Raw genomic sequence first — 21,684 nt, 5'->3', positions numbered from 1 at the left:
TAGTATTATACAACATTATGATCTGAATTTTTAGTAAGATTAATGAACGATTTCTAAACATTACTTGAAAAATGATATAAATGAACGTTTTTTTGTAAAACTACAATGAAGGTTTGCTAGGAGGTAATATCATATCATTGGACCAGCTTTTAACCTAAACTATTCCTACAGCGTCTATAAAAAGATAAAACTGTAGAAGGTAGGTAAAAAAGATCCTGTACCTTGAGAAAGGATACAGGATCATTGGAGTTTCTCTATTGCATGAGCATACATGTAAAACATTGCAACGCTACAGGAAAGCTATTCTGCTTCTTCGTCCTCATTTTTAGCATCCGTTTTTGGTGTTTTTGTTTCTTTGCCGCCTCCATCATCCTCTTTTTCTTTTACTTTATCTTTATGATCATTTTTATCTGTTCTTTCATCTTGCTGTTCTTGCTCCTTGTTTGAAGGCTCATTAGGAGGCTGGACTTTTTTCTTAGCCTTATTTTTCATCGGTGTTTCAGGTTCTTCTTTTGGAGTCCCTCCAACAAGTAATTGCGTTGAAGCTGCTGACTCCTCTCCGAAATAATCAACTGCTTTCACATAATAACGGCCATTCCCACCTCTAATACCGAATGAAGTAGCTGTTGTATGACCGATCTGAGTAAAACTATTGCCAGGTCCGGTAGCTTGATAAATACGATAGCCAATAACAAACTGACTAGAAGATTTACTCCATGTTAAATTCCCGCCGCTTTTTGCTAATGATCCAGGAGCATTTGGGGCTTTACCGTCATTTTCGACAGCATTTCCAGAACTGCTTGCAACACCACTGATTCGCTCCCATTTTTCACGATCGGTTCGTGGGAATAATATGCTTAGATCACTCAATTTATCGTATCCTTTTCGTTTTAAAAATTCAGCGTTAAATGCTAAGCCATTTCCAGTAGTAAATTCGCTTGGAGTCTTTGGTCCAGGGGCAACCGTTCTTCCGTTTACCATAACCATACTACCGCCAGAGACAAGACTGTCATCCACTTTTGAAGGGACATATTTGCTATTATATAAGTCGCTCCTGACCAGACCAGCTTTTTGACAAAGTTCTGATGGTAGTAAGCCTGATATAGCGCAATAGCTTCTTGATACAATGCCATTTGGTCGCTGGAAGTTTTTAGATGGAGCAAGTAATTCAGGATTTACTTCTGTTGCACTGTTGATTAATTCAGCCCATAATTTAATATTACGCTGTCCATAGCTTAAGCCCATTCCTGCATTATTTAAAGGATATGGAGTTTTATATCCTATCCAGGTGCCAAAGGTTACGTTCGGATTGGTAGCAACGAACCAAGAATCCTTATATTCTTGAGAAGTACCTGTTTTACCAGCCCAATCAACACCACGATATTTTAATTGTGAATTGGCATAAACTCCAGTTCCATTTCTAAGAACATCACGCATCATATCAACCATTAAATAAGTAGTTTGTGGAGAAAAGACATCGACAGCCTTTGATTTATGTTCGTAGATAACTTCCCCACCTTTGGTAGTTATTTTTTCAATCATATAGGCATCCTTGAATTTTCCGTTATTACCAAACGTCGCAAAGGCGTTCACATTTTCTTCCACCGAAACACCTTTATCCATGGATCCAATCGATAGAGAAGGATGAGCATGGTCTCCTTCCGTTAATGATGTAAAGCCCATTTTTTCCAGATACTTTGAAGCGGGGTCTTTGTTCAGTATTTTGGAATATATTTCAGCTACAGGCAAGTTATATGACTTTGCCAATGCCTCTCGGACAGAAACAATTCCGTAATGTCCTCCGCCGTAGTTCCCTGGCTTTCCAAATTCCCAACCTGGCACACTTTTCGGGTAGTCAGCAATTACGCTTCCCGGTTGAATAATTCCTTCTTGCATGGCAGGCGCGTATACGAGTAATGGCTTCATCGTACTACCATTGGAGCGTTTTGCTTTAAATGCGTGGTTGACATTATTGTCTTCATATCCTCGTCCACCAACAAAACTTAGAATTTTTCCAGAGCTATTTTCAATTAAAATACTGCCTGTTTGCACTTTTTCTGTTGTTTCTTTCATTTTACCAGTATCCGGGTCTTTTACTGTGAACGTACGATCTGGACCATAGTAAGCAAACGCTTTGGTCGCTTTTTGCATCGCATCATACATTTTTTTATCAATAGTTGTATGGATTTCATATCCATTACCCCGTAAATTACGTTTGGCGAGCTCTGCATACTCTGCTTGTAAATCAGCGTCGTTCTCTAAATCTTTTTCACTATATCCATCTTTTTTAGCCAACTGTTTTATTAAAATTTTCTTTGCCCGATCTTCAATTTCAAATGTTAAATAGGGGTATTTATCAATTGACGATGGGGAACCCTTCGTAAAGTCTTTCGTAATATCGTATGCTATCGCTTGTTTATATTCTTTTTCTCAAATATAGTCAGATTCGTACATACGCTTCAGAACAGATTTCATACGGTCGATCCCATATTGCAGCAAGTCTTTATCTTTTAAGGTGCCGTCATTTTGAAAAGGTGTGTAAGCAGAAGGGCTCTGTGGCAACCCGGCTAAGTATGCTGCTTGAGCAAGGTTGATTTCTTTTGCAGAAACACCAAATATCCCCTTTGCAGCAGTTTCTATCCCAGCAATATTATCCCCTGATGCATTTCTTCCATAAGGGACGACATTGAGATAAGCTTCTAAAATTTCATCCTTCTCAAAAAAGCGCTCTAGACGTAAAGCGAGTAATATTTCTTTAGCTTTCCGTTCAAAGGAGACTTCATCTGTTAAAATTTGATTTTTAATAAGCTGTTGTGTTAGCGTACTCCCACCTGTTTTTGTATCTGCGTTTAATGCTTCCTGTAAAATAGCCCGAACAATAGCTTTTGGGACAATCCCTTTATGCTCTTGAAAATACTCATCTTCTGTTGCGATAACCGCATCAATTAATGTCGGTGAAATATTCTGTAACGTAGTTTCTTCTCTGTATAGATCCGATTGTAATTCTCCCAAGTATATGTCATTAGCAAAATATAATTTAGATGTTTCTTCGTAATTATATATATCTTGCCTCATCACTTGATAAGAACGCACCGGTTCATCCTTGACAAGCGAAGCAAAATAGCCCGCACCTACACCGCCAGCAAAAAAAACACCTATTAAACCAATGATAAGAAAAAATAGAATAATATTCCAAATTACACTGTAGGTTATGCGTGAGGTACGTTGAATTTTTCCTGCATTCCACAGTTCTTTCCATTTTTCAAGGAACGGTTGAGAAGATGAACCTTTGTCATTGAAAGATGATTTCCATTTATTTATTAAAGCTCGAAGTTTTTGTTTCAAATCCATGGTCTACCCTCCTAAATCCTTCTTATTATAGCATATTCCTAGAGAAGGCAATAACAAAATTTTCCCTGCTATTGCTTTTTAAATTCATATAGGATATAGACATATACAAATACATGTCTATTGCAATGAAGGAACGAAGTAGTTTTACAAATCCTTGTTAATAGAGAACTGACGGTTGGTGAAAACTCTGTTGTTGCAAGAAATAACCATGATCGGCTAGCAAGTTTGACTGTAATTGATTTTCTGTGGCATATAGGAAAACATTTTGGAATTAAATATATGATGGCAAAAGAGTCTGTTTCAGCTAAAATTGAACAAGGTATTTCTTACACAGAATTCAGTTATATGATCCTTCAATCTTTAGATTACATGAAATTGTATGAAGAAGAGGGATGTACATTACAAATAGGTGGAAGTGATCAATGGGGGAATATTACTGCCGGTATGGAATTAATTAGCCGTACAAGAGAGAACAAAGAAGAAGCAAATGTATTTGGATTAACCGTACCTTTGATTACGAAAGCTGATGGAACTAAATTCGGGAAGACAGCAGGTGGTGCAATTTGGCTCGATCCTGAAAAACATCCTCTCGAATTTTATCAATTTTGGTTGAATACAGATCCAGATCGAGACGTTATCAAATTCATCCGTTATTTCATGTTTATGTCCAAAGAAGAAATTGCTGAATTAGAAAATGAGATTAAAACACATTCCGAAAAGTTTGTTGTTCATAAAAAGCTGGCTGAAGAAATAACAAAGATGGTTCACAGCAAAGCAGCACTGGAGCAAGCAAAAAAGATTTCTCCACCTTTATTTAGTGGCGATATTAAACAGTTGTCTGCCAGTGATATGAAGCAAGGTTTCAAAAATGTACCTACTTTTAAAGCGGAGATAAAATATATCAGCTTAGTTGATTTATTAGTGCAAGCCAAAATTTCCCCGTCAAAAAGAGAAGCACGAGAAGATATGGCTAATGGAGCCATTTATATTAATGGAGAGCGAAAGCAGGATACGAGCTATGAGCTTCAAGAGGATGACCTAATTGAAGAAGCTTTTACGGTAATTCGCCGAGGGAAGAAAAAGTACTTTTTAATTTCGTTTTAAAAACCTTATGAAAGAGCAGGTAGCTTCATGCCTCCTGCTCTTTTTACATTCTGCAATAATTATATGTTTCCAACACGGGGTTTAGGGGAGAAATATATCTGGAAAGCCCTCAATTTGGATTCGTCGTGAAAAAATACTGTGTGAAGTTTTAGTTTATAATCTTTCAATAATGAAAGGAAATGTAACCTAGATCAATAGGTTTTATTCATGTGTTTTTCTATAATTGAAGTAAAAAGAAGCGAAAAGAGGAATTTACATGAAAAAAAGGTTAGGGAAGTTTTTGCTAGTACTAATAGTTTGTTTGTTAATTATTGCTTTACCCATCATTATTTTTACAGTGGCTGTTAAAAATGAGCTCACTGATAAGCTAAATCCATTCCTGCCAGAAACCGATATTTTTGTGCAAATAAATAAATTAGGTAAGGAGCTTGATACAGGAGATTATGAATATAGCTTAACTGGTTATGATAAATCGGGAGAAAAACATGAAGTAACTTTTACGGCTAGTAAGCAACTGAGGGAAACGGCTTATTTAAAGGTTATAACAAAGCGTACCTATGTTGACTCTTGGAAAGAAGTGCAGTTTAAGGAACTGCCAAGTAAGGTGCGGGCGAAATTTGAATAAGGATATATGAATATGAAATCAAAACAGTGTGGACTGGTGGTTTGCTCTGCGGCTGGAAGCCTCTGTTACCGGCCTCGGCCTAAAAGGCCCACTGAATGGTTTTCCCTTCTGCACCACACTCACTCGCTGATTCTAAAAGAATCTCTTATTTCTTTTTATTTTTCTTCCCGGTGAACGGAACAAATTCTTCAAATAATGTTAACTGATCGCTCACGTAGTCCTCTTTAAGCTGATTTCGTATATATTCTTGGATTTGATTTTTATTTCTTCCCACCGTATCTACAAAGTAGCCTCTACACCAGAACTTTCGATTTCCATATCTATACTTTAAGTTGGCGTGACGGTCAAAGATCATTAAACTACTTTTCCCTTTTAAGTAACCCATGAATTGAGATACACTCAGTTTTGGTGGTATACTCACCAACATATGGATGTGGTTCCTGCATGCATTTGTTTCGTGTATTTCAACATTTTTTCTTTCGCAGAGTCCTCTGCTTATTTCTCCTATACTTTTTTTATATTTTTCCATAGATAATTTGTCTTCTATATTTTGGTGCAAAAACTAAATGATACTGACAGCTCCACTGCGTGTGTGCTAAACATACTTGTCCTTCCTTGGACATGCCTCCTTTTGTGGTGAGATTTGATGGTCGGGAAACCAACCTTATCTTACCATGAAGAGAGGCTTTTTTTGACACCACGCTAGAAGCTTTCTGGAACCCCCGGCATAGCCAGGGGTTTTCTAAGACCATAAAAATAACGAGCGGTACCATTTAATTGGTACCGCCCGTGCGCACATTAAAGCGAATATAAGCTATTCAAGTAGTTTTTTTGGTCTGCGAACTAAAGAGATAATACCTGCAATTAAGTATGCAGCTCCGCCAATAATTCCAAAGAAAAAACTAGCAATTGTACCAATGATGGCAGTAATAATTAACAGTATTCCAGCAGCTTTTGGTTTTTTGTCTCCTTTTAAGAAAAATAATGCAAGAACACCTAATAACAGGTTAATTAAAAACACAAAAAACAGGTAGTTTGTTCCCTTCTCGAGTAAAGTTTGAAACTCTTCTTCACTAAATTTTTCTACACCGGGTTGTGAAGTCTTTTCCTGAAGCTCTACAAAGTCTTTTGCCATTACTTCTACCTGTTCATTATCAGTAAATGCAATTACCCCAACGCTAATAGACATGAGTAAGAATATAACTATCCCAATTCCAGTAAAAATCATTTCAACTGTACGTTTCACTTCTATACCTCCAAGTAAAAAGTTTATATTCAGCTATCCAAGAATGAGCACTTAAGGAATTCGCTTTACAAAAATGCTTTTGTTGAGTATATGTAGATGGATAGACGAATCATGTTAATAAAATATCATATTCTACCATGTAAAGCTATTAAAAGTGTGTTAAGTTGTGGTTTATGAGGATTTTTTCAAAGCAAAAACGTCCTTTATTTTTATATAAAATCATCGTTGAATAATAAAGTGAGAGTTTTCTTCCATCTCTCACTGGATGTTCGTACCGCCAGGGTATGATCCTAAAGGCCCTTGAACGGATCTCGCATTTAGGTGCCGTTTTCTCTCACTTAGACTTTTTGTATTCACTCAAGATTTCGAAATGGGAGTCTAACGGCGCCTTACATGTGGAATAAAAGTTATCTCTTTTTGCTTGAAATAAAGTGGTTAGCCCAGCTCTTGTCAATGTAAATAAACTTCATAATATTTAGAGCACACCTATAACCGTACCCTACGTAGAGTACAGCAAAAATAGTTTCTTCATAATAATGTCAAAATGCTAAAGAAATATATTAAAGAAATACTTGTTAATAGATTTTATTTAGAAAAAGAAAAATACAATTCATAGAATAATAGCTTTGTTAAGCCAGACGTTAAATATTGCAATACATCCTTAAATCGAAAAACAAGCCAATATGAAGCGGTTTTCTGTGAAGGGTATTATATTAACTCGAAAAGAAATTAAAATAAAATTTGACTTGTTTATGTAGCGATTAATGCTATTAGGGATGTTCTCAGTTAGCATGAGAGATGAAATAGAATAAAGAGTACTTTTTCTTAGTTACAAAACAACTCGAATACATATGGAGGTGGGTGTTAATGTAAATGGAAGCTAGACATAAGAAAGCAGAAATAGACTACAACAATGGTATGAAGTATAAAGATATAGCTAAGAAATACGGTGTTTCCATAAATACCGTAAAGTCATGGAAAAGACGGCATGGTTGGGAGCGAAACAAGGTTGCAAACAAAAAAAGGTGGCAACTGGGTAATAAGAATACTTCCCTTAGGGAATAGTGTTACTTTAAAACATGCGTTACTTGCCGAATAACTTCCTAAAGAAACATTACTATATTGATAACATTTCGACTTAATTTAAAGTTTTTATTTAACATAAAAGGTAAGTTAATGTATTTATTGATAAGAAATATACTCTAAGGGAAGATACATTCAATTTTTTATGTATAACGCCTGTCCGTGCTTTTAAATAATAAAAGTAATACAAGTGTTACTTGTTTTATGGTTGTAAATAAACGCTAAAAACCTCCCCCAAATGAATGGGGGAGAATATATTATTTTACTAAGCATAAAAAAACATAAAACCCCAGAATGCTTGATAAGACAAGCTTTCTAGGGTTTTGAAAACTGTTAAAAAATATACTCTGAAATTAACGTGAGTAGAATTCAACGATTAACGATTCGTTAATTTCTGCAGGTAATTCTTCACGTTCTGCATACCGTGTAAAAGTACCTTCTAATTTTTCTTCATCTAGAGATAAATAATCAGGAACGAAGTTGTTTACTTCAATAGCCTCTTTTACAATATCCAGATTTTTAGATTTTTCACGTAAACCGATAACTTGACCAGGTTTAACCATGTAAGATGGAATATCTACACGAGAACCATCAACTGTAATATGACCATGGTTAACAAGCTGGCGAGCTTGTCTGCGAGTGCGGGCAAAACCTAAGCGGTAAACAAGATTATCAAGGCGAGAATCAAGCAATAGCATGAAGTTTTCACCGTGCACACCTTTCATTTTACCTGCTTTGTTAAATAACGTACGGAATTGACGTTCATTTAAACCATACATGAAACGTAGTTTTTGCTTTTCTTGTTGTTGTAAACCATATTCAGACATTTTCTTACGTTGATTCGGTCCATGTTGACCTGGTGCGTAAGGGCGTTTATCTAATTCCTTACCAGTTCCTGTTAATGAAATGCCAAGACGACGTGATTTTTTCCATACTGGTCCAGTATAGCGAGCCATAAGACATTTCCTCCTTTTTTCTTTTATTTGTATAAAATAAAAGAGCGTGTTCTATCCTCTTGCTCATGATGTTTTCATGTACCATCGCTCCAGCAGCTAAGAGTTACGCGATACACCTCCTTGTACGGAGGAACAACATGGTTACAAGCGCCAGATCACTAAGGCTACTTTATTATTTTACACAACGAATAGTATATAATTTTTCTGTTCATAAGTCAACTATTTATGAAAAAACAATTTTTACAATCACAAGATAGGAAAAAAGTCCTATATCGTTTATAATAGATGTATGCATTATTGTTTAGCGTTTATTCTAGATAAAAGATATTGTAAAATCCCACTTCAAGTCGAAGCGGCAAAAAACAAGTTAGGAAAAGCCTAAATGCCTAATTCGTTCGACTTACAAGGTGTTAATTTTAGAGAGGTAGACACGCAGAAAAAATTTTTAGCAAAAACGCTTCGGTAGTGGTATACGCGCGCATAAAAGTGTTTTTTCTTTTTCAAAAGAACTTAATGTTTTGCTTTTGTTCCTAGATACTCAGAGGTGGTAAAAGAAAAGCGAGATTCATTAAAAATTAATTTTATGTTAATAAACAATTTAAAAAGCTGGTGAAAAAATGAATTTACAATATATAAGAGATCATCTACAACAAGCATATGATGAGCTGCTCCGTAATATTTTAAAGCGAAATGCCTTGGACAACCTATCATTTATCGTAAAGCAAATATATACATTAAATGGTGTTTCAGCTGTTTGTCTTTATCGATGGGATGGAGACTTTTACGAACGTCTTATTCTATATACAAACACAAATGCAAACAAACTTATTCCAGATAAAATATTTATAGAAGAGTTTGAGAATAAACAGCAGTACAATGAACAATGTCCAGATAGGTATTGGATAACATTAAATACGGATCACCTTCTATTGCTAACAACAACTGAACCTGTTGGAGAAGCTAGTCTTTTGTTCATTCGTTCTGAAATTCTAAACATGTTGGATGTCGTGCATGGAAAACTGGATGAAAAAACGCAGTATCCATTCTTATATTATTTAACGATGACACTGTTTACAAAGAAACGAAAAGCAGCTATTGTAAAGATCGTAATAAACACATTTATGCACTTTTATCCCAAGTGTAAAATACAACTATTGCTATCTCAAGATACAAATATAGATATTGATTTCCCAGTAGAACCAATTGCCTACAACGATAAACAGTCAATGAATTCCAGTACAAAAGCATATATATCAGGTGAAGTACAAATTGAAAAACAATCAGATGCTGTTTCAAATCTTTTTGTACCATTAACAGGGAATCAAGGGGTTTATGGGGTGGTTCAATTATTGGGAGATATAGATTGCAATTTGACAGAACGAGAAATTCCATTTGTTACGAATGTTGCTCAAACTGCGGGGAAGGCCATTGAAAATGCAAGTCTTATGGAACATAGTAAACACCATATTTCAGAATTGAAATTAATTAATGATGTTACCCATCATTTAAACTCTAATTTAGACCTCAAAGAAATTACCGAATATATAAGAGATAAAATTAGGGAGTTATGTCAAGCACAAGAAATTGGTTTTATTTTCAAAAATGGAAGCGAAGACGTTACCATTTTACAAGCAAGTACTGATTACTTTCACCAACCAGATAGTTTGCAATTTGCCACGTTTTTGTTAGAGCAGGAGAAGGATGCAACATTTCATGGGAATTACCATTTCTATACTGGATTACCTTATCGTTCTTTATTAGTTATACCTATGGGGCAAGGACTAGATGTTTACGGTGTAGTAGTTATTATGCATCCATCTACTTATTTCTTTTCCTTTGAAATGTTCAAATTTATGCAGTCTCTTATTCAGCATTGTTCGTTAGCACTCTTTAACGCCATTTTAAAAGAAGAATTACAAAAGGCCGTTATTACAGATGATTTAACCAAACTGTATTCAAGGAAGTATTTAGAGGAAAAAATAATTCAACAAAGAGAAATTACCGCTGAAGGTTCATTAATTCTATTTGATATTGATGATTTTAAAAAAGTAAATGATACGTATGGGCATCATGTAGGTGATGATGTGTTAAAGCAAGTAGCAGAAGTGATTCATCAGTATTCTGACCATAGCGCAATTCCTGCCAGATGGGGCGGGGAGGAATTAGCCATTTATACACCAAATAAGCAAGTTGCTGAGGCGGTAGCATTAGCAGGCAAAATTTGCAACCATGTGGAAAAGATGACAAATCCGACCGTGACCCTTTCATGTGGTGTATCTACTTGGCAAAATGACCTTGATGATTCCGTTAGCGAGTTGTTTATTCGAGCTGATCGAGCACTTTATAAAGCGAAGCAAATGGGAAAGAACAGTGTCGTACAAGGATAGGAAGCATATGAAAGAAAAAGAATTGCTAATTATCCCTAATGTAAGGTGCTGTAAGATTCTTCGCAGAACCCGAGTAGATTCCATGGGTTTAAGTGGGGATAAAGACACCTAAGTTCCCAATTATGCGGCACCGAGATCTTGTGCGTGTCACACAGGAAAAGTGCCTTCTTTTCCAGGACAAGGGACAAGAAACAATACAGAAGTGACGCTTCAAACGCATACGTAGAAGAAGTGTTTTCTTTTTAGGAACGTTGCGAGCTTAGCTTTTGCTCTACTTTTCAATCAGTGGGCGGTGAAGATAATTCATTTGATTAGTTACTATGGATAAGATAAGCTCCCTATGTAGTAATGCGTGTCCACAGAGGAGCTTATTCATTGTATAAGAAGCTATAAAATGAGATGCTTCGAGGATAACGAAATAACCGAATAGTCACGTCCGTGCGCATGGGCTCAGCAACGATGCGACTTGAGAAATGCGCCCCCACGATAAGGCATCATTAGTTCGTCACTAAGAGGAAGACCGTTATTTAATAGCCCAGTTAAATGGGTTAATGTTAATCTTTAGGCGTTAGTCAAATAGCGTTGTAACGTTTCGACAAATTGTTCCAAGTAGATTTGATCTGTTTCATCAAATCGATTGGTTAAAGGACTGTCGATATCAAGTACCCCAAATATTTTATCGCCTTTTTTAATTGGAACAACAATCTCGGAATTAGTGGCGCCGTCACATGCAATATGACCAGGGAATTGATGGACATCTGCGACCCGCTGTGTAGCATTTTCCTCTATCGCTTTCCCGCATACACCTTTTCCATAACCAATACGAATACAAGCAGGTAGCCCTTGAAAAGGCCCAAGCACTAATTCATTCTCTTTTTCTTTCCAAATGTAAAATCCTACCCAATTTGTATGTTCCAGAAATTGATTTAATAATGCAGAAGCATTGGATAAGATGGCGATTTCATCATGTTCATTTTCACTTAAGGCCTGGAGCTGACGAATTAATAAATCATAGTCTTTTTGTTTATTTCCGGAATAGTGAGCAGTTTGAAACATAAAACATTCCCCTTTTTAAGTTATTTTCGACAGATGTGTTATTTTTGTCGAGCGAAAAATGCAGGATAAATAATTGCTTTTGTCGTAAAGGTGATATAAGGAGTTGAATAAGATGAAAATTAATCCCTCAAAACAAAAAGTCATCGAGGCTGCTTCTGAACTCTTTTTTCAAAAAGGATTTCATGGTACATCGGTTCGTGATATTGCAGACAAAGCACAAGTCAATGTTTCCTTAATTAGCTATTATTTCAAAGGAAAACAAGGTTTGCTAGAATTTGCTGTTACAGATTACTATGAAAAGTATCTAGAAACAGTAGAAGCAATCATCCAACAGAACCAAGATTTACACACATTGGATCAACTAAAGGAATTAATTTTCCTCATTATACAGTATAAACAAAACAAGCATCAATTCTCCTGTTTTATCCATAGAGAGTTATCATTAGATTCGGTGTTTGTTAGAGAAATTACTGTTACATATTTAGCGAAGGAAAATTATCTTTTAAGTAAAGCCTTCTATGCTGTATTAGATGAGCAACGATCATCGATTAATGATCGAACCTATTTATTTATGCAATTAAAAGGTATGCTTGTTACACCATATATGATGCCAAATGAATGGAAAAACCAAATTATCGGCGAATATTCCCATCAGAGGTTCGTCCGCAACTATGTGAAAACGATACATGATTGGCTGGATTGTTTAGTAACAAAGCAAAAAGATCATGCCTAGTTTTAAACAGCACTTTATGGATTGCTGTAAATAAACAGCCCCTTTAAGAAGCTAGTTCAAAAAAAGAAAAAATGCTTAAACGAAACAAATTTTATCATTTTTCATCTAATCGCCAATTTATTTGTATTTTTTTAGCAAAAGAAGCGTCGAACATGGTATTATAATATGTAGATTTATTATGATTCGAATTTTACTTCATGAGTAAATCATAATCTCTTATAGTGATGTTCAAAAAGAAGAAATGAAAAAAGATACAAAGTCGGTTAGATCGAAGAAGTTCTAGAAAAAATGAGTTGTATCATTGTCTGGTTGTCCTTATCCTATGAATAAAGAAAAGTAAATTTTTGCTTGCTTGTGACGAACTGCTTTGTATTTTTCGTAATGAGTTACAGTATGGATACTAGCAAATCTTATACAAAGAAGTTCAAGAACTGCGAATGAGAGTATATGTGATCAATACATAAGAGGTAAAGGAATAAGCCATCGATGAAATGAGATGTGTTTTAGAGACTTTTTGAACAAGTTTTTAGGAGATTTAGTTGGGAGGCATTTTATGGCATACATCATTGGCAGTATACTTATAGTCATTGCACTTATAATTACAGGACTTATTTTACGTAAAAGGGTATATGATGTAGTCGATCGCTATGAAGCTTGGAAAATGGATATTATGGATCGAAACATCAATGCTGAGCTCTCCCGTATAAAAATTCTTAACTTGTCTGGAGAAACGCAAGATAAGTTCGAGGCTTGGAAAGAGCGTTGGGAACATATCGTTACCAAGGAATTAACAGATATTGAGGAGCTTCTATTTGATGCAGAAGCGGCTGCAGATCGTTACCGTTTTTCAAAAGCTAAACAGACATTAGCTGAAGTGGAAAAAATACTGCAGACGGTGGAAGTGGAAATTGAACAAATCATTAAAGAAGTGGATGAACTGCTCCATTCTGAAGAGGAAAGTCGTAAGGAAATAGAACATGTCGAGCCGACTTTGAAAGACTTACGCAAAAGACTATCGCAAAACCGTTATCAATATGGGAAAGCTGAGAGTTATTTTGAGGCAAGGTTAGATGAGTTGTTTAATGAACTTGCTACTTACTATCAATTGGTAGAAGATGGAAATTATCTAGAGGCAAAGGAGCTTGTAGATAAGCTCAAACTTTCGCTTGATAATTTGGAAAAACAGTTTGATGCATTCCCTCAGTTGTATCGGATGTGTAAGCAGGAGCTTCCTTCGCAATTAGATGATCTTCTTTCTGGAATAAAGGAAATGAAAAGTGAAGGATACAGAGTAGAGCATCTTGCGTTTGAAAAGGAAATTCGCAGCTATCAGCAAAAGCTTTTACATATGGTGGAAAAACTTGATAATGGCGATATGACTAACGCAGAAATATTAATTGAGGAAATCGAAGTACGTTCGAAAGAGATGTATCAACTGTTAGAAAAAGAAGCGATTGCTAAAAATTATGTAGAAACAAAGATGCCAACGTATCAACATGTTATGGAAGAAGTTACAGCAACTTTTCATCACACGAAACAAGAAGTAGACCAGCTGCAAAAGGCTTATTATTTTGAAGATAGCGATATGGAAAAATATTTATCGCTGGAGAAATCCATAGCGAAATTAAATTCCCAAATGGATGCAGTTGTCTCGGAGATGGAAGAAGAGAAATCACCTCATACAAAGCTTCGTAATGAAATAGAAGAAGCGCTTAAAGAAATTGAAACATTAAAAGAGAGTCATGAGGCATTTAAAAAACGGATACAAAATCTCCGCAAAGATGAGTTAGAAGCAAAAGAAAAGTTGACAGAAATGCGAAATCAGTTATATTCTATACAACGAAAGCTTAAGAAGAGCAACGTTCCTGGAGTTCCTACTTTTATTTGGAATCTGATAGAAACAGCTAATGACAAAAATGCACGTGTTATAAAGGCACTGGAAAATCAACCTTTGGAAATGGCTGAAGTACAACAGGCTTTAAATGACGCAAAGAATGCTGTTTCCTACTGTATGGAGCAAACGAATCTGATGTTAGAACAAGCTTATTTAACGGAACAGGTTATCCAATATGCGAATCGATATCGTAGTCAATACCCATTACTAGCTGAGAAGCTTACTGAGTCTGAGCGGTTATTTAGGAAGTATGAATATGAATTGGCACTTGAAAATGCAGCAAAAGCAGTGGAAGAGGTAGAGTCAGGAGCATTAAAACGAATTGAGGAACACCAATCTGGAGTGGAAGAATAACTTAAATAGATGTCGTTTGGAAAAAGGATATTCATTCGATGGTATCCTTTTTTGCACGTTTTAATAGCTGTTTATGTTACAATCCGTTCTGCTGAACTTTTATAAGGAATCAGATCGGTTGGAATAGTGCATCATTCGTAAGAAAGGTATGGCGAATAAATAATGATTTACTTAGATAATAGCGCAACCACAAAACCTGAAGCGTCTGTCTTAAAGAGCTTCGAAAAAGTTTCGACGGATTTTTTTGCCAATCCGTCTTCTATACATCCTTTAGGGGGAGAATCTGAAAAGCTCCTTCATCAGGCAAAGAACCAGGCGGCAAAGTTGTTGGAAGTTGCTCGTTCGGAAATCGTTTTTACTTCTGGAGGAACAGAAGGAAATAATTTGGCGATTAAAGGAATTGCCCTCGAACATCAGCACAGAGGTAAGCATATTATTACAACGGCTGTGGAGCATGCTTCTGTATATGAAGCGTGTAAAAGCCTTGAGAAATTGGGCTTTAACATCACATATTTGCCTGTTAATCAAGATGGTGTTATTAACGTAAACGATTTACAAGCTACTATTCAAGACGATACGATTTTAATTAGTGTGATGCATGTAAACAGCGAGCTTGGTTCGATACAGCCAATAAAGGAAGTTGGGGCAATTGCTAAAAGACATCCGAAATTATTTTTTCATGTAGATCATGTACAAGGGTTAGGAAAGGTTCCGTTGTCACTGAAAGATAGTGGAATAGATCTTTGTACGATGTCTGGTCATAAAATTCATGGCTTAAAGGGAACGGGTTTATTATATATAAGAAATCGAACGACATTATTTCCGCTTTTTCACGGGGGAGCGCAAGAGCAAGCAAAGCGTTCTGGTACTGAAAACTTGGCAGGTGCGGTTTCGTTTGTAAGAGCGTTACGTTTAATTTTGGAAAAGGAAAGAACGCATAAACATGAATTATTACAAATGCAGCAATATATTCGTGAAGAGTTAGAGAACCTTCCGAGTGTTTTTGTAAATACCCCTTTACATGCAGCACCACATATCATTAATTTTTCTGTTCCGGGTGTGAAGCCAGAGGTACTAATTCATCTGTTAGCAGAGAATGATATTTATATATCCACGAAATCGGCCTGTTCTTCCAAACAAACCGATGAGAGTGAGATTTTGGCAGCTTGTGGTCTCCCAAAAGAGAGAACGACTTCTGCACTACGAGTAAGTCTTACTTATACAAATACAATGGAAGAATTGCAGCAGTTTATGAGTATATTAAGGAGAAACATACAGCAATTAAAAAAAGTAATGGAGTAGAGGCTATGCAGTACGATCATATATTAATACGATACGGGGAGATGGCTTTAAAAGGTAAAAACATAAAAGCATTTATCCTTCGTTTACAGGAAAATATTCAAAATAAGTTACAAGATTATAAAAACGTAAAGGTGAAACGGACGCAGGGGAGAATGTTTGTTCTATTAAATGGGCATGACCCAAAACCAATCATCGATAAATGTAAGCATATATTTGGAATACAAAGTTTAAGCTTGGCGATTAAAGAAGAAAATGACCCTGACAAAGTGAAAGAGGCTGCATTATATGCGCTTAAGAAAAATGCTGCTGCAAGTACATTTAAAGTTACAGTAAAACGTATTAACAAAGATTTCCCGATTCGTTCACAGGAATTTAATCATGTTGTAGGCAGGCATTTGCTAACGAATACAAATGGTATAACTGTTGATGTTCATCAACCAGATGTAGAGATTAAAATCGAGATCCGTAACGAGGCAACGTATATAACTTCTAGTGTTGTGCAAGGAGCTGGAGGCTTGCCAGTTGGTACATCTGGTAAATCGTTATTGTTATTGTCTGGTGGTATTGATAGTCCTGTAGCAGGCTATCTGGCGATGAAACGAGGCGTTCAATTGGAAGCTATTCACTTCCATTCTCCGCCATTTACGAGTGAACGAGCAAAGCAAAAAGTGCTTGATTTAGCTAAACAATTGACCCAATATGGGAAGTCTATTCAAGTTCACCTCGTTCCGTTTACGAAGCTACAACAGGAAATATTTCGCCAAATTCCAGATGGTTATGCAATGACAACTATGCGTCGGATAATGATGCGCATAAGTGAAAAGGTGTGTCAGGAACAAGGGATTTTATCTATAACAACGGGAGAAAATTTAGGACAAGTTGCTAGCCAAACAATGGAAAGCATGAACGTCATTAATGAAGTGACTAACTATCCCATTTTGCGACCGCTAGTTGCAATGGATAAGACAGAAATTATTGATATAGCAAAGAAAATTGGCACATATGAGACATCTATCCTCCCATATGAAGACTGCTGTACGGTTTTTGTACCAAAGTCACCGAAAACAAAACCGAAAAGGGAGAAAGCAAACCATTTTGAAGCAAAAGCAGATTTATCGGAATGGGTGGAAGAGGCATTGCAAAACATAGAGACAATCAAGATTACATCTGGGCAAGGAAATACGTACGAAAATTTGTTTTAGAAACGAAGATGATAACGGATTAGTTTAAATAAACACGGTATGGAGCTGTTCTGTTAAAGCCAAACCTAAAAGCACTTACAGTAACTACCAATTGAAAATATGAATGGATTCTCTCCTTGGTACACATTCTATAAGTACCAAGGAGGTGATTTATTATGGCAAATAACAATTCAAATCAGTTAGTAGTCCCTGGTGTTCAACAAGCTCTAGACCAAATGAAATACGAAATCGCTCAAGAATTTGGTGTTCAATTAGGACCAGATTCAACTTCTCGCTCTAACGGATCTGTTGGTGGAGAAATTACAAAACGTCTAGTACAAATGGCTGAGCAACAATTTGGTGGTCAACAAACTTTCTAAAAAAATATAGAAATGGTAAAGAAGGACTATCCCTTTTGTGGATAGTCCTTTCGTTTACTTGTTTAAACATACACCTATAGAAAGGTTCGTTTTACTCGATCCCAAAAGGAATTATTTTTCAGTTTCACTGTTTTTACAACTTTATCACTTAAAGTAACGGTAATATCGTGTATGTTGCGGATGGAATAAGCTTCATTATCCAGACCGATAATTGGATAATCATTTCCATCCTGTCTTACAGACAAACGTAATTTTCTATCTTGGTTCAGAACAAAAGAAGAACCAAGTGTACGATAACGGTTATTGTTAATAGATGCAAGCTCAGTTACTTGAAAACAAGGGATACGCGGATCGATAACAGCACCATTTGTAGATTTATTATAGCCTGTACTTCCAGTAGGTGTGGCTACAATTAAGCCATCCCCACGAAATGTTTCAAAATGTTGATCATCGATATATACATCGATCACAATTGATTTAATGATCGTTGATCGGACGCTGATCTCATTAAGACAATAAAAACTTGTTTCCTCATTTACGTTTGCATGAATAATAGGAAAACGTCGTACTTCAAGTTCCTCATGCTGCATAGTGTCGAGCATTTCATCAAAGTTGTCCATATTAAAGTCGCAATATAAACTTGATTCTCCAGATCGATTTATTCCAATGTAAAGACAATCTTGGCGATAGCCTGTTTTTCTAGCTGCTTGTAAAAAAGCGCCGTCACCACCAATACTAACGATAATATTTGCATTTTTCGCATGCTCTACAATTTTGAAACCGTTATCAATAGCTACATTACTTAGTGTCGATAATTTTTCTTCAATACCTTTGCTAGTTACATAATAAAAGAAGATGTTATTTCGTTCTGTCATGCTATCATCCCTCCCAAGATGTTTATTTCACCTCATTTTGTTACCACTATAAATGCAACATAGTTTCATCTTATTCTACCATGTTTCGTTATAATGTTAAAAAAATTACTTGAAATACAACTAGGTTTTTGGATAAAAATAGTAATTTGCGGGAAAATAAGCAATGGGGTGGTAAACATGAAGGTTGTTTTTGTTATCTTATGTTTCATCTGCATACTAATCGTGATGATTTTTATAAGTAAGTGGAAAATCAACATAGAAATCGTATATCGCCCATCCTATTTGATGTTAACCATACAAGTAAATTGGATGTTTATTCGGATGGTTAACAAGTCTATTCGGATTGATCATATGCAAGAGGGGCAAAAGGACACTTTCCATGCTTTATTCAGTCAATTACAGGATCTATACAAAATGCTCCCAAAGGTCAATCCACTTGTTACGACTGCATTGCAGCATATAGTTATTCGAAATTGGAGATGGTACACAGAAGGAGGACTAGGAGATGCAGCTCTTACCGGAATGACGGCTGGAGGATTATGGGGGATAAAAGGAGTCATTACTAGTTGGATTATGAGAAAAACCAAGAAAGATTGTCGGCCCGACTTACAAGTGAAGCCTTTATTTCAACAAAGTCATTTTGAAATGTTTTTTTCTTGTATGGTTTCAACCCGAATCACGCATGCTATACATACCTTTGTAAAGCTCATTGCGAGTACTAGGTAGTGAAAAAAGAGAAGGAGTGTAAAATAAATGGACGATCATCCTATACAAGGTCTAATGACGACAGCAATGGAAAATTTAAAGGATATGGTAGAAGCAAATACGATAATTGGAAATCCTATTCAAGCTCCAGAAGGAAGCATCATCATTCCTGTGTCTAAAGTTGGTTTTGGTTTTGCTGCAGGTGGTAGTGAATTTCAATCAACAAGTAATTCGTCACCGGATAGTGAAGCGACACTCCCTTTTGGGGGCGGAAGTGGAGGAGGAGTATCCATTACACCTGTTGCTTTCTTAATTGTCAGTGAGCAAGGAATTAAGATGGTGCATTTGGACCAACAAACACATATTTATGAAAAAATGCTTGATTTTGCGCCGCAAGTTGTAGAAAAAGTCCAAGAGATAATCAAATCATCTGATAAAAAGCAGTCACCAAAGAAGGACACCGAAAAGAAAATAAAGCAGGCTCCAACGCAATATGATGTATAAAAAGTAAACGCAAAGACTGTAGGAAGCTTGTGGTTTATCCGGCCTCTAAGGTTATGTAAGTCTCCTGCTTAGGGAACTGTCTAAGAACACTATCCTCACTGCCCTATTTCAGAAGAAATTTATGGGTTACACATTAACGTTTGATTGGAAAATTTATCGCTGCCGTTTCCTTAGTTTTTTTACAGAAACTTGGTTGCATCATATTCAACAATAATGAAAGCGGTTGTTATTTTGTTCACAAATTATTCCCTGTAAATTAGTGGACATGAGCTTGTAATCACTTCATAATGGTAGAGGAATACAATTATTTAGGAAGGAATGATTCTTATGGCAAACGTAACATTCCAACATGAACCCGTCACACTATTAGGTAATGAAGTAAAGGTCGGTGATCAAGCACCGGACTTTAGCGTATTGACGAATGATTTGAAAGAAGTAACGTTGGACGATTACAAGGGAAAGGTTAAGCTAATTAGTGTTGTTCCTTCGATTGATACTGGGGTATGTGCTGACCAAACAAAACGTTTTAATGAAGAAGCTGATGCAATAGGGAATGTTCAAGTATTAACCGTGAGTATGGATTTACCTTTTGCACAGAAGCGTTGGGTAACCCAACACAATATTGACCAACTTGATATATTATCCGACCACCGTGATGCGAGTTTTGGTCACCAATATGGTGTTCTTATAAAGGAATTACGCCTACTGGCGCGCGCTATATTCGTTGTTGATAGTAACGACAAAGTTAGCTATGTAGAATATGTAAATGAAGTAAGCAACCATCCAGATTATGATGCTGCTCTGGAAGCTGCCAAGAAGGCAATTTAACATCTCTCTCCATTGTGAGAGGGATTTTTACTGTCCAATCGGATGAAAGCAATTCATTGTATTCAGCTAACGCTTTTGATACAATAGATGGCGCTTTATAGCAACCGAATGGAGGGTGCGATTGATGAAAAAGTCAAACGTAGAGACATTGTATGAATGGATGGACGAACTTACAGGAACGATTCAAGAACATATGAATGAAACTTATTTGGACAGCCTGATATATGCGATGGAGATCATATTCCACCGTGAAGTTACGTTAGAGTTTGAAGCGCAGTTATCTTCCAAGTTGGAAAAGTTGCTACAAGTAAAATCAATCGAGGCATTTACAATTGAAGAGATAAGAAAGGCTAATCAACTGGCAATATTAAAAGGAATGAAAGGCACTACACAAGCACAACATATGATGACCCCTGAGACAGTTGCTTTAATTATTGCTTATCTTAGCGGTAAACTGATGGAAGACCAAAAAGAAATTCGTATATTTGATCCAGCAAGTGGTACCGGAAACTTACTTACAACGGTATATAGTCAATTATCTCAAGTTAAACAAGCATATGCAAGTGAAATTGACCCAACTTTAATTCAGCTAGCTGCTTGGAATGCGAATATGCAGAAGCAACAGATTGAATTTTTCCATCAAGATAGTCTGCAGCCTTTCTTACTAGATCCTGTTGATTTAATTGTAGCAGATTTACCAGTTGGATATTATCCCGATGATATCCGATCTAGTAATTTTGAACTACAAGCAAAGGAAGGACATTCCTATGCACATCATTTATTTATCGAGCAAAGTCTTAATTATACGATAGCAGGAGGGCATCTTCTATTTGTCATCCCAGAATTTTTATTTGAAAGTGATCAAGCAGAGCAATTAAAGCAATTTCTTCATAAACATGCACATATTGTAGGTATATTAAGCTTACCTGATACAGCTTTTCAATCAGACAAGCATAGAAAGAGCATTTTTATACTACAAAAAAAAGGTCACCATACTACCACTCCTAAGCAACCATTATTGGTGAAAATGCCTTCATTTTCAAATACCAATGCAATGGGAGATATATTAGATCAAATAAATAATTGGTTCCAAACGTACAAAAAGAGGAGTTGAACAGCA

Annotated in this window: 19 protein-coding genes and 1 pseudogene; 13 read left to right on the top strand and 7 right to left on the bottom strand. The window is 36.1% G+C overall.

Annotated features, from left to right (window positions below):
- Nucleotides 1-300 precede the first annotated feature (300 nt).
- Both D1839_RS06005 and D1839_RS20300 read right to left on the bottom strand, forming a co-directional pair.
- The gene (locus D1839_RS06005) at nucleotides 301-2,295 is read right to left on the bottom strand and encodes a transglycosylase domain-containing protein (RefSeq protein ID WP_199689989.1); all 1,995 of its coding nucleotides are present in this window, start codon (nucleotides 2,293-2,295) and stop codon (nucleotides 301-303) included.
- 135 nt (nucleotides 2,296-2,430) lie between these two features.
- Nucleotides 2,431-3,351: a transglycosylase domain-containing protein gene (locus D1839_RS20300; protein ID WP_199689988.1), complete on the bottom strand. Its 921-nt coding sequence runs from the start codon at nucleotides 3,349-3,351 to the stop codon at nucleotides 2,431-2,433.
- A 150-nt stretch (nucleotides 3,352-3,501) separates the two neighbouring features.
- Here D1839_RS20300 and tyrS point away from each other — a divergent pair, with 150 nt between their 5' ends.
- Both tyrS and D1839_RS05995 read left to right on the top strand, forming a co-directional pair.
- Nucleotides 3,502-4,455 carry a tyrosine--tRNA ligase gene (gene tyrS / locus D1839_RS06000; RefSeq protein ID WP_120379122.1) on the top strand — a complete coding sequence of 318 codons (954 nt, stop codon included), beginning with the start codon at nucleotides 3,502-3,504 and terminating at the stop codon, nucleotides 4,453-4,455.
- 256 nt (nucleotides 4,456-4,711) lie between these two features.
- Entirely contained in the window at nucleotides 4,712-5,080 is a 369-nt protein-coding gene (locus D1839_RS05995) for a YxeA family protein (protein WP_120379121.1), read from the top strand.
- 145 nt (nucleotides 5,081-5,225) lie between these two features.
- Here the strand turns inward: D1839_RS05995 and tnpA are convergent.
- Together tnpA and D1839_RS05985 are read right to left on the bottom strand one after the other, a co-directional pair.
- A pseudogene (gene tnpA / locus D1839_RS05990) lies at nucleotides 5,226-5,703 on the bottom strand (IS200/IS605 family transposase).
- 191 nt (nucleotides 5,704-5,894) lie between these two features.
- Nucleotides 5,895-6,326, bottom strand: coding sequence for a DUF4064 domain-containing protein (locus D1839_RS05985; protein ID WP_120379120.1), 432 nt, complete (start codon nucleotides 6,324-6,326; stop codon nucleotides 5,895-5,897).
- 873 nt (nucleotides 6,327-7,199) lie between these two features.
- On the opposite strand from D1839_RS05985, the gene D1839_RS21210 reads away from it, so the two are divergent.
- Entirely contained in the window at nucleotides 7,200-7,391 is a 192-nt protein-coding gene (locus D1839_RS21210; RefSeq protein ID WP_120379119.1) for a phage terminase small subunit-related protein, read from the top strand.
- A 371-nt stretch (nucleotides 7,392-7,762) separates the two neighbouring features.
- On the opposite strand, the gene rpsD is transcribed toward D1839_RS21210, so the two are convergent.
- Nucleotides 7,763-8,365: a 30S ribosomal protein S4 gene (rpsD, locus tag D1839_RS05975; protein ID WP_050353389.1), complete on the bottom strand. Its 603-nt coding sequence runs from the start codon at nucleotides 8,363-8,365 to the stop codon at nucleotides 7,763-7,765.
- Between the two features lie 617 nt (nucleotides 8,366-8,982).
- Between rpsD and D1839_RS05970 the strand changes: the two genes are divergently transcribed.
- Nucleotides 8,983-10,752: a diguanylate cyclase gene (locus tag D1839_RS05970; protein ID WP_120379117.1), complete on the top strand. Its 1,770-nt coding sequence runs from the start codon at nucleotides 8,983-8,985 to the stop codon at nucleotides 10,750-10,752.
- Nucleotides 10,753-11,313: 561 nt separating this feature from the next.
- Here the strand turns inward: D1839_RS05970 and D1839_RS05965 are convergent.
- Nucleotides 11,314-11,808 carry a GAF domain-containing protein gene (locus tag D1839_RS05965; RefSeq protein ID WP_120379116.1) on the bottom strand — a complete coding sequence of 165 codons (495 nt, stop codon included), beginning with the start codon at nucleotides 11,806-11,808 and terminating at the stop codon, nucleotides 11,314-11,316.
- 112 nt (nucleotides 11,809-11,920) lie between these two features.
- On the opposite strand from D1839_RS05965, the gene refZ reads away from it, so the two are divergent.
- The 5 genes from refZ (at nucleotide 11,921) to D1839_RS05940 (ending at nucleotide 17,652) form a co-directional block, all read left to right on the top strand.
- Nucleotides 11,921-12,541 carry a forespore capture DNA-binding protein RefZ gene (gene refZ / locus D1839_RS05960; protein WP_120379115.1) on the top strand — a complete coding sequence of 207 codons (621 nt, stop codon included), beginning with the start codon at nucleotides 11,921-11,923 and terminating at the stop codon, nucleotides 12,539-12,541.
- 553 nt (nucleotides 12,542-13,094) lie between these two features.
- Nucleotides 13,095-14,789, top strand: a complete 1,695-nt coding sequence (gene ezrA, locus D1839_RS05955; RefSeq protein WP_120379114.1) for a septation ring formation regulator EzrA — start codon at nucleotides 13,095-13,097, stop codon at nucleotides 14,787-14,789.
- A 162-nt stretch (nucleotides 14,790-14,951) separates the two neighbouring features.
- Entirely contained in the window at nucleotides 14,952-16,091 is a 1,140-nt protein-coding gene (locus D1839_RS05950) for a cysteine desulfurase family protein (RefSeq protein WP_120379113.1), read from the top strand.
- Nucleotides 16,092-16,096: 5 nt separating this feature from the next.
- Entirely contained in the window at nucleotides 16,097-17,293 is a 1,197-nt protein-coding gene (thiI, locus tag D1839_RS05945; protein ID WP_120379112.1) for a tRNA uracil 4-sulfurtransferase ThiI, read from the top strand.
- Between the two features lie 155 nt (nucleotides 17,294-17,448).
- Nucleotides 17,449-17,652, top strand: coding sequence for an alpha/beta-type small acid-soluble spore protein (locus D1839_RS05940; RefSeq protein ID WP_050353382.1), 204 nt, complete (start codon nucleotides 17,449-17,451; stop codon nucleotides 17,650-17,652).
- A 74-nt stretch (nucleotides 17,653-17,726) separates the two neighbouring features.
- Here the strand turns inward: D1839_RS05940 and D1839_RS05935 are convergent, their stop codons facing one another.
- The gene (locus D1839_RS05935; RefSeq protein WP_120379111.1) at nucleotides 17,727-18,527 is read right to left on the bottom strand and encodes an NAD kinase; all 801 of its coding nucleotides are present in this window, start codon (nucleotides 18,525-18,527) and stop codon (nucleotides 17,727-17,729) included.
- A 177-nt stretch (nucleotides 18,528-18,704) separates the two neighbouring features.
- Between D1839_RS05935 and D1839_RS05930 the strand changes: the two genes are divergently transcribed.
- The 4 genes from D1839_RS05930 to D1839_RS05915 all read left to right on the top strand — a co-directional run bounded on the left by D1839_RS05930 (nucleotide 18,705) and on the right by D1839_RS05915 (nucleotide 21,678).
- Nucleotides 18,705-19,253 carry a DUF2953 domain-containing protein gene (locus D1839_RS05930; protein ID WP_158589610.1) on the top strand — a complete coding sequence of 183 codons (549 nt, stop codon included), beginning with the start codon at nucleotides 18,705-18,707 and terminating at the stop codon, nucleotides 19,251-19,253.
- 27 nt (nucleotides 19,254-19,280) lie between these two features.
- A complete protein-coding gene (gene ytfJ / locus D1839_RS05925) occupies nucleotides 19,281-19,736 on the top strand; it encodes a GerW family sporulation protein (RefSeq protein ID WP_120379109.1) in 456 nt (151 codons plus the stop codon).
- Between the two features lie 327 nt (nucleotides 19,737-20,063).
- Nucleotides 20,064-20,564, top strand: a complete 501-nt coding sequence (gene tpx, locus D1839_RS05920) for a thiol peroxidase (protein ID WP_120379108.1) — start codon at nucleotides 20,064-20,066, stop codon at nucleotides 20,562-20,564.
- Nucleotides 20,565-20,688: 124 nt separating this feature from the next.
- Nucleotides 20,689-21,678: a class I SAM-dependent methyltransferase gene (locus tag D1839_RS05915; protein WP_120379107.1), complete on the top strand. Its 990-nt coding sequence runs from the start codon at nucleotides 20,689-20,691 to the stop codon at nucleotides 21,676-21,678.
- Nucleotides 21,679-21,684 lie beyond the last annotated feature (6 nt).

It is taken from the genome of Roseburia sp. 1XD42-34 (genome assembly GCF_009917385.1).
Lineage (GTDB): Bacteria > Bacillota > Bacilli > Bacillales > Amphibacillaceae > Virgibacillus.
Note: the sequence above shows the minus strand (reverse complement) of the source record. Positions and strands in the feature narration are given on the sequence as shown.

Bases quoted from the DNA above. Each gene is read 5' to 3' on its own strand.
- ezrA (WP_120379114.1), top strand. From the start codon at position 13,095: ATGGCATACATCATTGGCAGTATACTTATAGTCATTGCACTTATAATT.
- D1839_RS05930 (WP_158589610.1), top strand. From the start codon at position 18,705: ATGAAGGTTGTTTTTGTTATCTTATGTTTCATCTGCATACTAATCGTG.
- D1839_RS20300 (WP_199689988.1), bottom strand. From the start codon at position 3,351: ATGGATTTGAAACAAAAACTTCGAGCTTTAATAAATAAATGGAAATCA.
- rpsD (WP_050353389.1), bottom strand. From the start codon at position 8,365: ATGGCTCGCTATACTGGACCAGTATGGAAAAAATCACGTCGTCTTGGC.
- D1839_RS21210 (WP_120379119.1), top strand. From the start codon at position 7,200: ATGGAAGCTAGACATAAGAAAGCAGAAATAGACTACAACAATGGTATG.
- D1839_RS05965 (WP_120379116.1), bottom strand. From the start codon at position 11,808: ATGTTTCAAACTGCTCACTATTCCGGAAATAAACAAAAAGACTATGAT.
- tpx (WP_120379108.1), top strand. From the start codon at position 20,064: ATGGCAAACGTAACATTCCAACATGAACCCGTCACACTATTAGGTAAT.
- D1839_RS05950 (WP_120379113.1), top strand. From the start codon at position 14,952: ATGATTTACTTAGATAATAGCGCAACCACAAAACCTGAAGCGTCTGTC.
- thiI (WP_120379112.1), top strand. From the start codon at position 16,097: ATGCAGTACGATCATATATTAATACGATACGGGGAGATGGCTTTAAAA.
- D1839_RS05915 (WP_120379107.1), top strand. From the start codon at position 20,689: ATGAAAAAGTCAAACGTAGAGACATTGTATGAATGGATGGACGAACTT.
- refZ (WP_120379115.1), top strand. From the start codon at position 11,921: ATGAAAATTAATCCCTCAAAACAAAAAGTCATCGAGGCTGCTTCTGAA.
- D1839_RS05995 (WP_120379121.1), top strand. From the start codon at position 4,712: ATGAAAAAAAGGTTAGGGAAGTTTTTGCTAGTACTAATAGTTTGTTTG.
- ytfJ (WP_120379109.1), top strand. From the start codon at position 19,281: ATGGACGATCATCCTATACAAGGTCTAATGACGACAGCAATGGAAAAT.
- D1839_RS05935 (WP_120379111.1), bottom strand. From the start codon at position 18,527: ATGACAGAACGAAATAACATCTTCTTTTATTATGTAACTAGCAAAGGT.
- D1839_RS05970 (WP_120379117.1), top strand. From the start codon at position 8,983: ATGAATTTACAATATATAAGAGATCATCTACAACAAGCATATGATGAG.
- D1839_RS05940 (WP_050353382.1), top strand. From the start codon at position 17,449: ATGGCAAATAACAATTCAAATCAGTTAGTAGTCCCTGGTGTTCAACAA.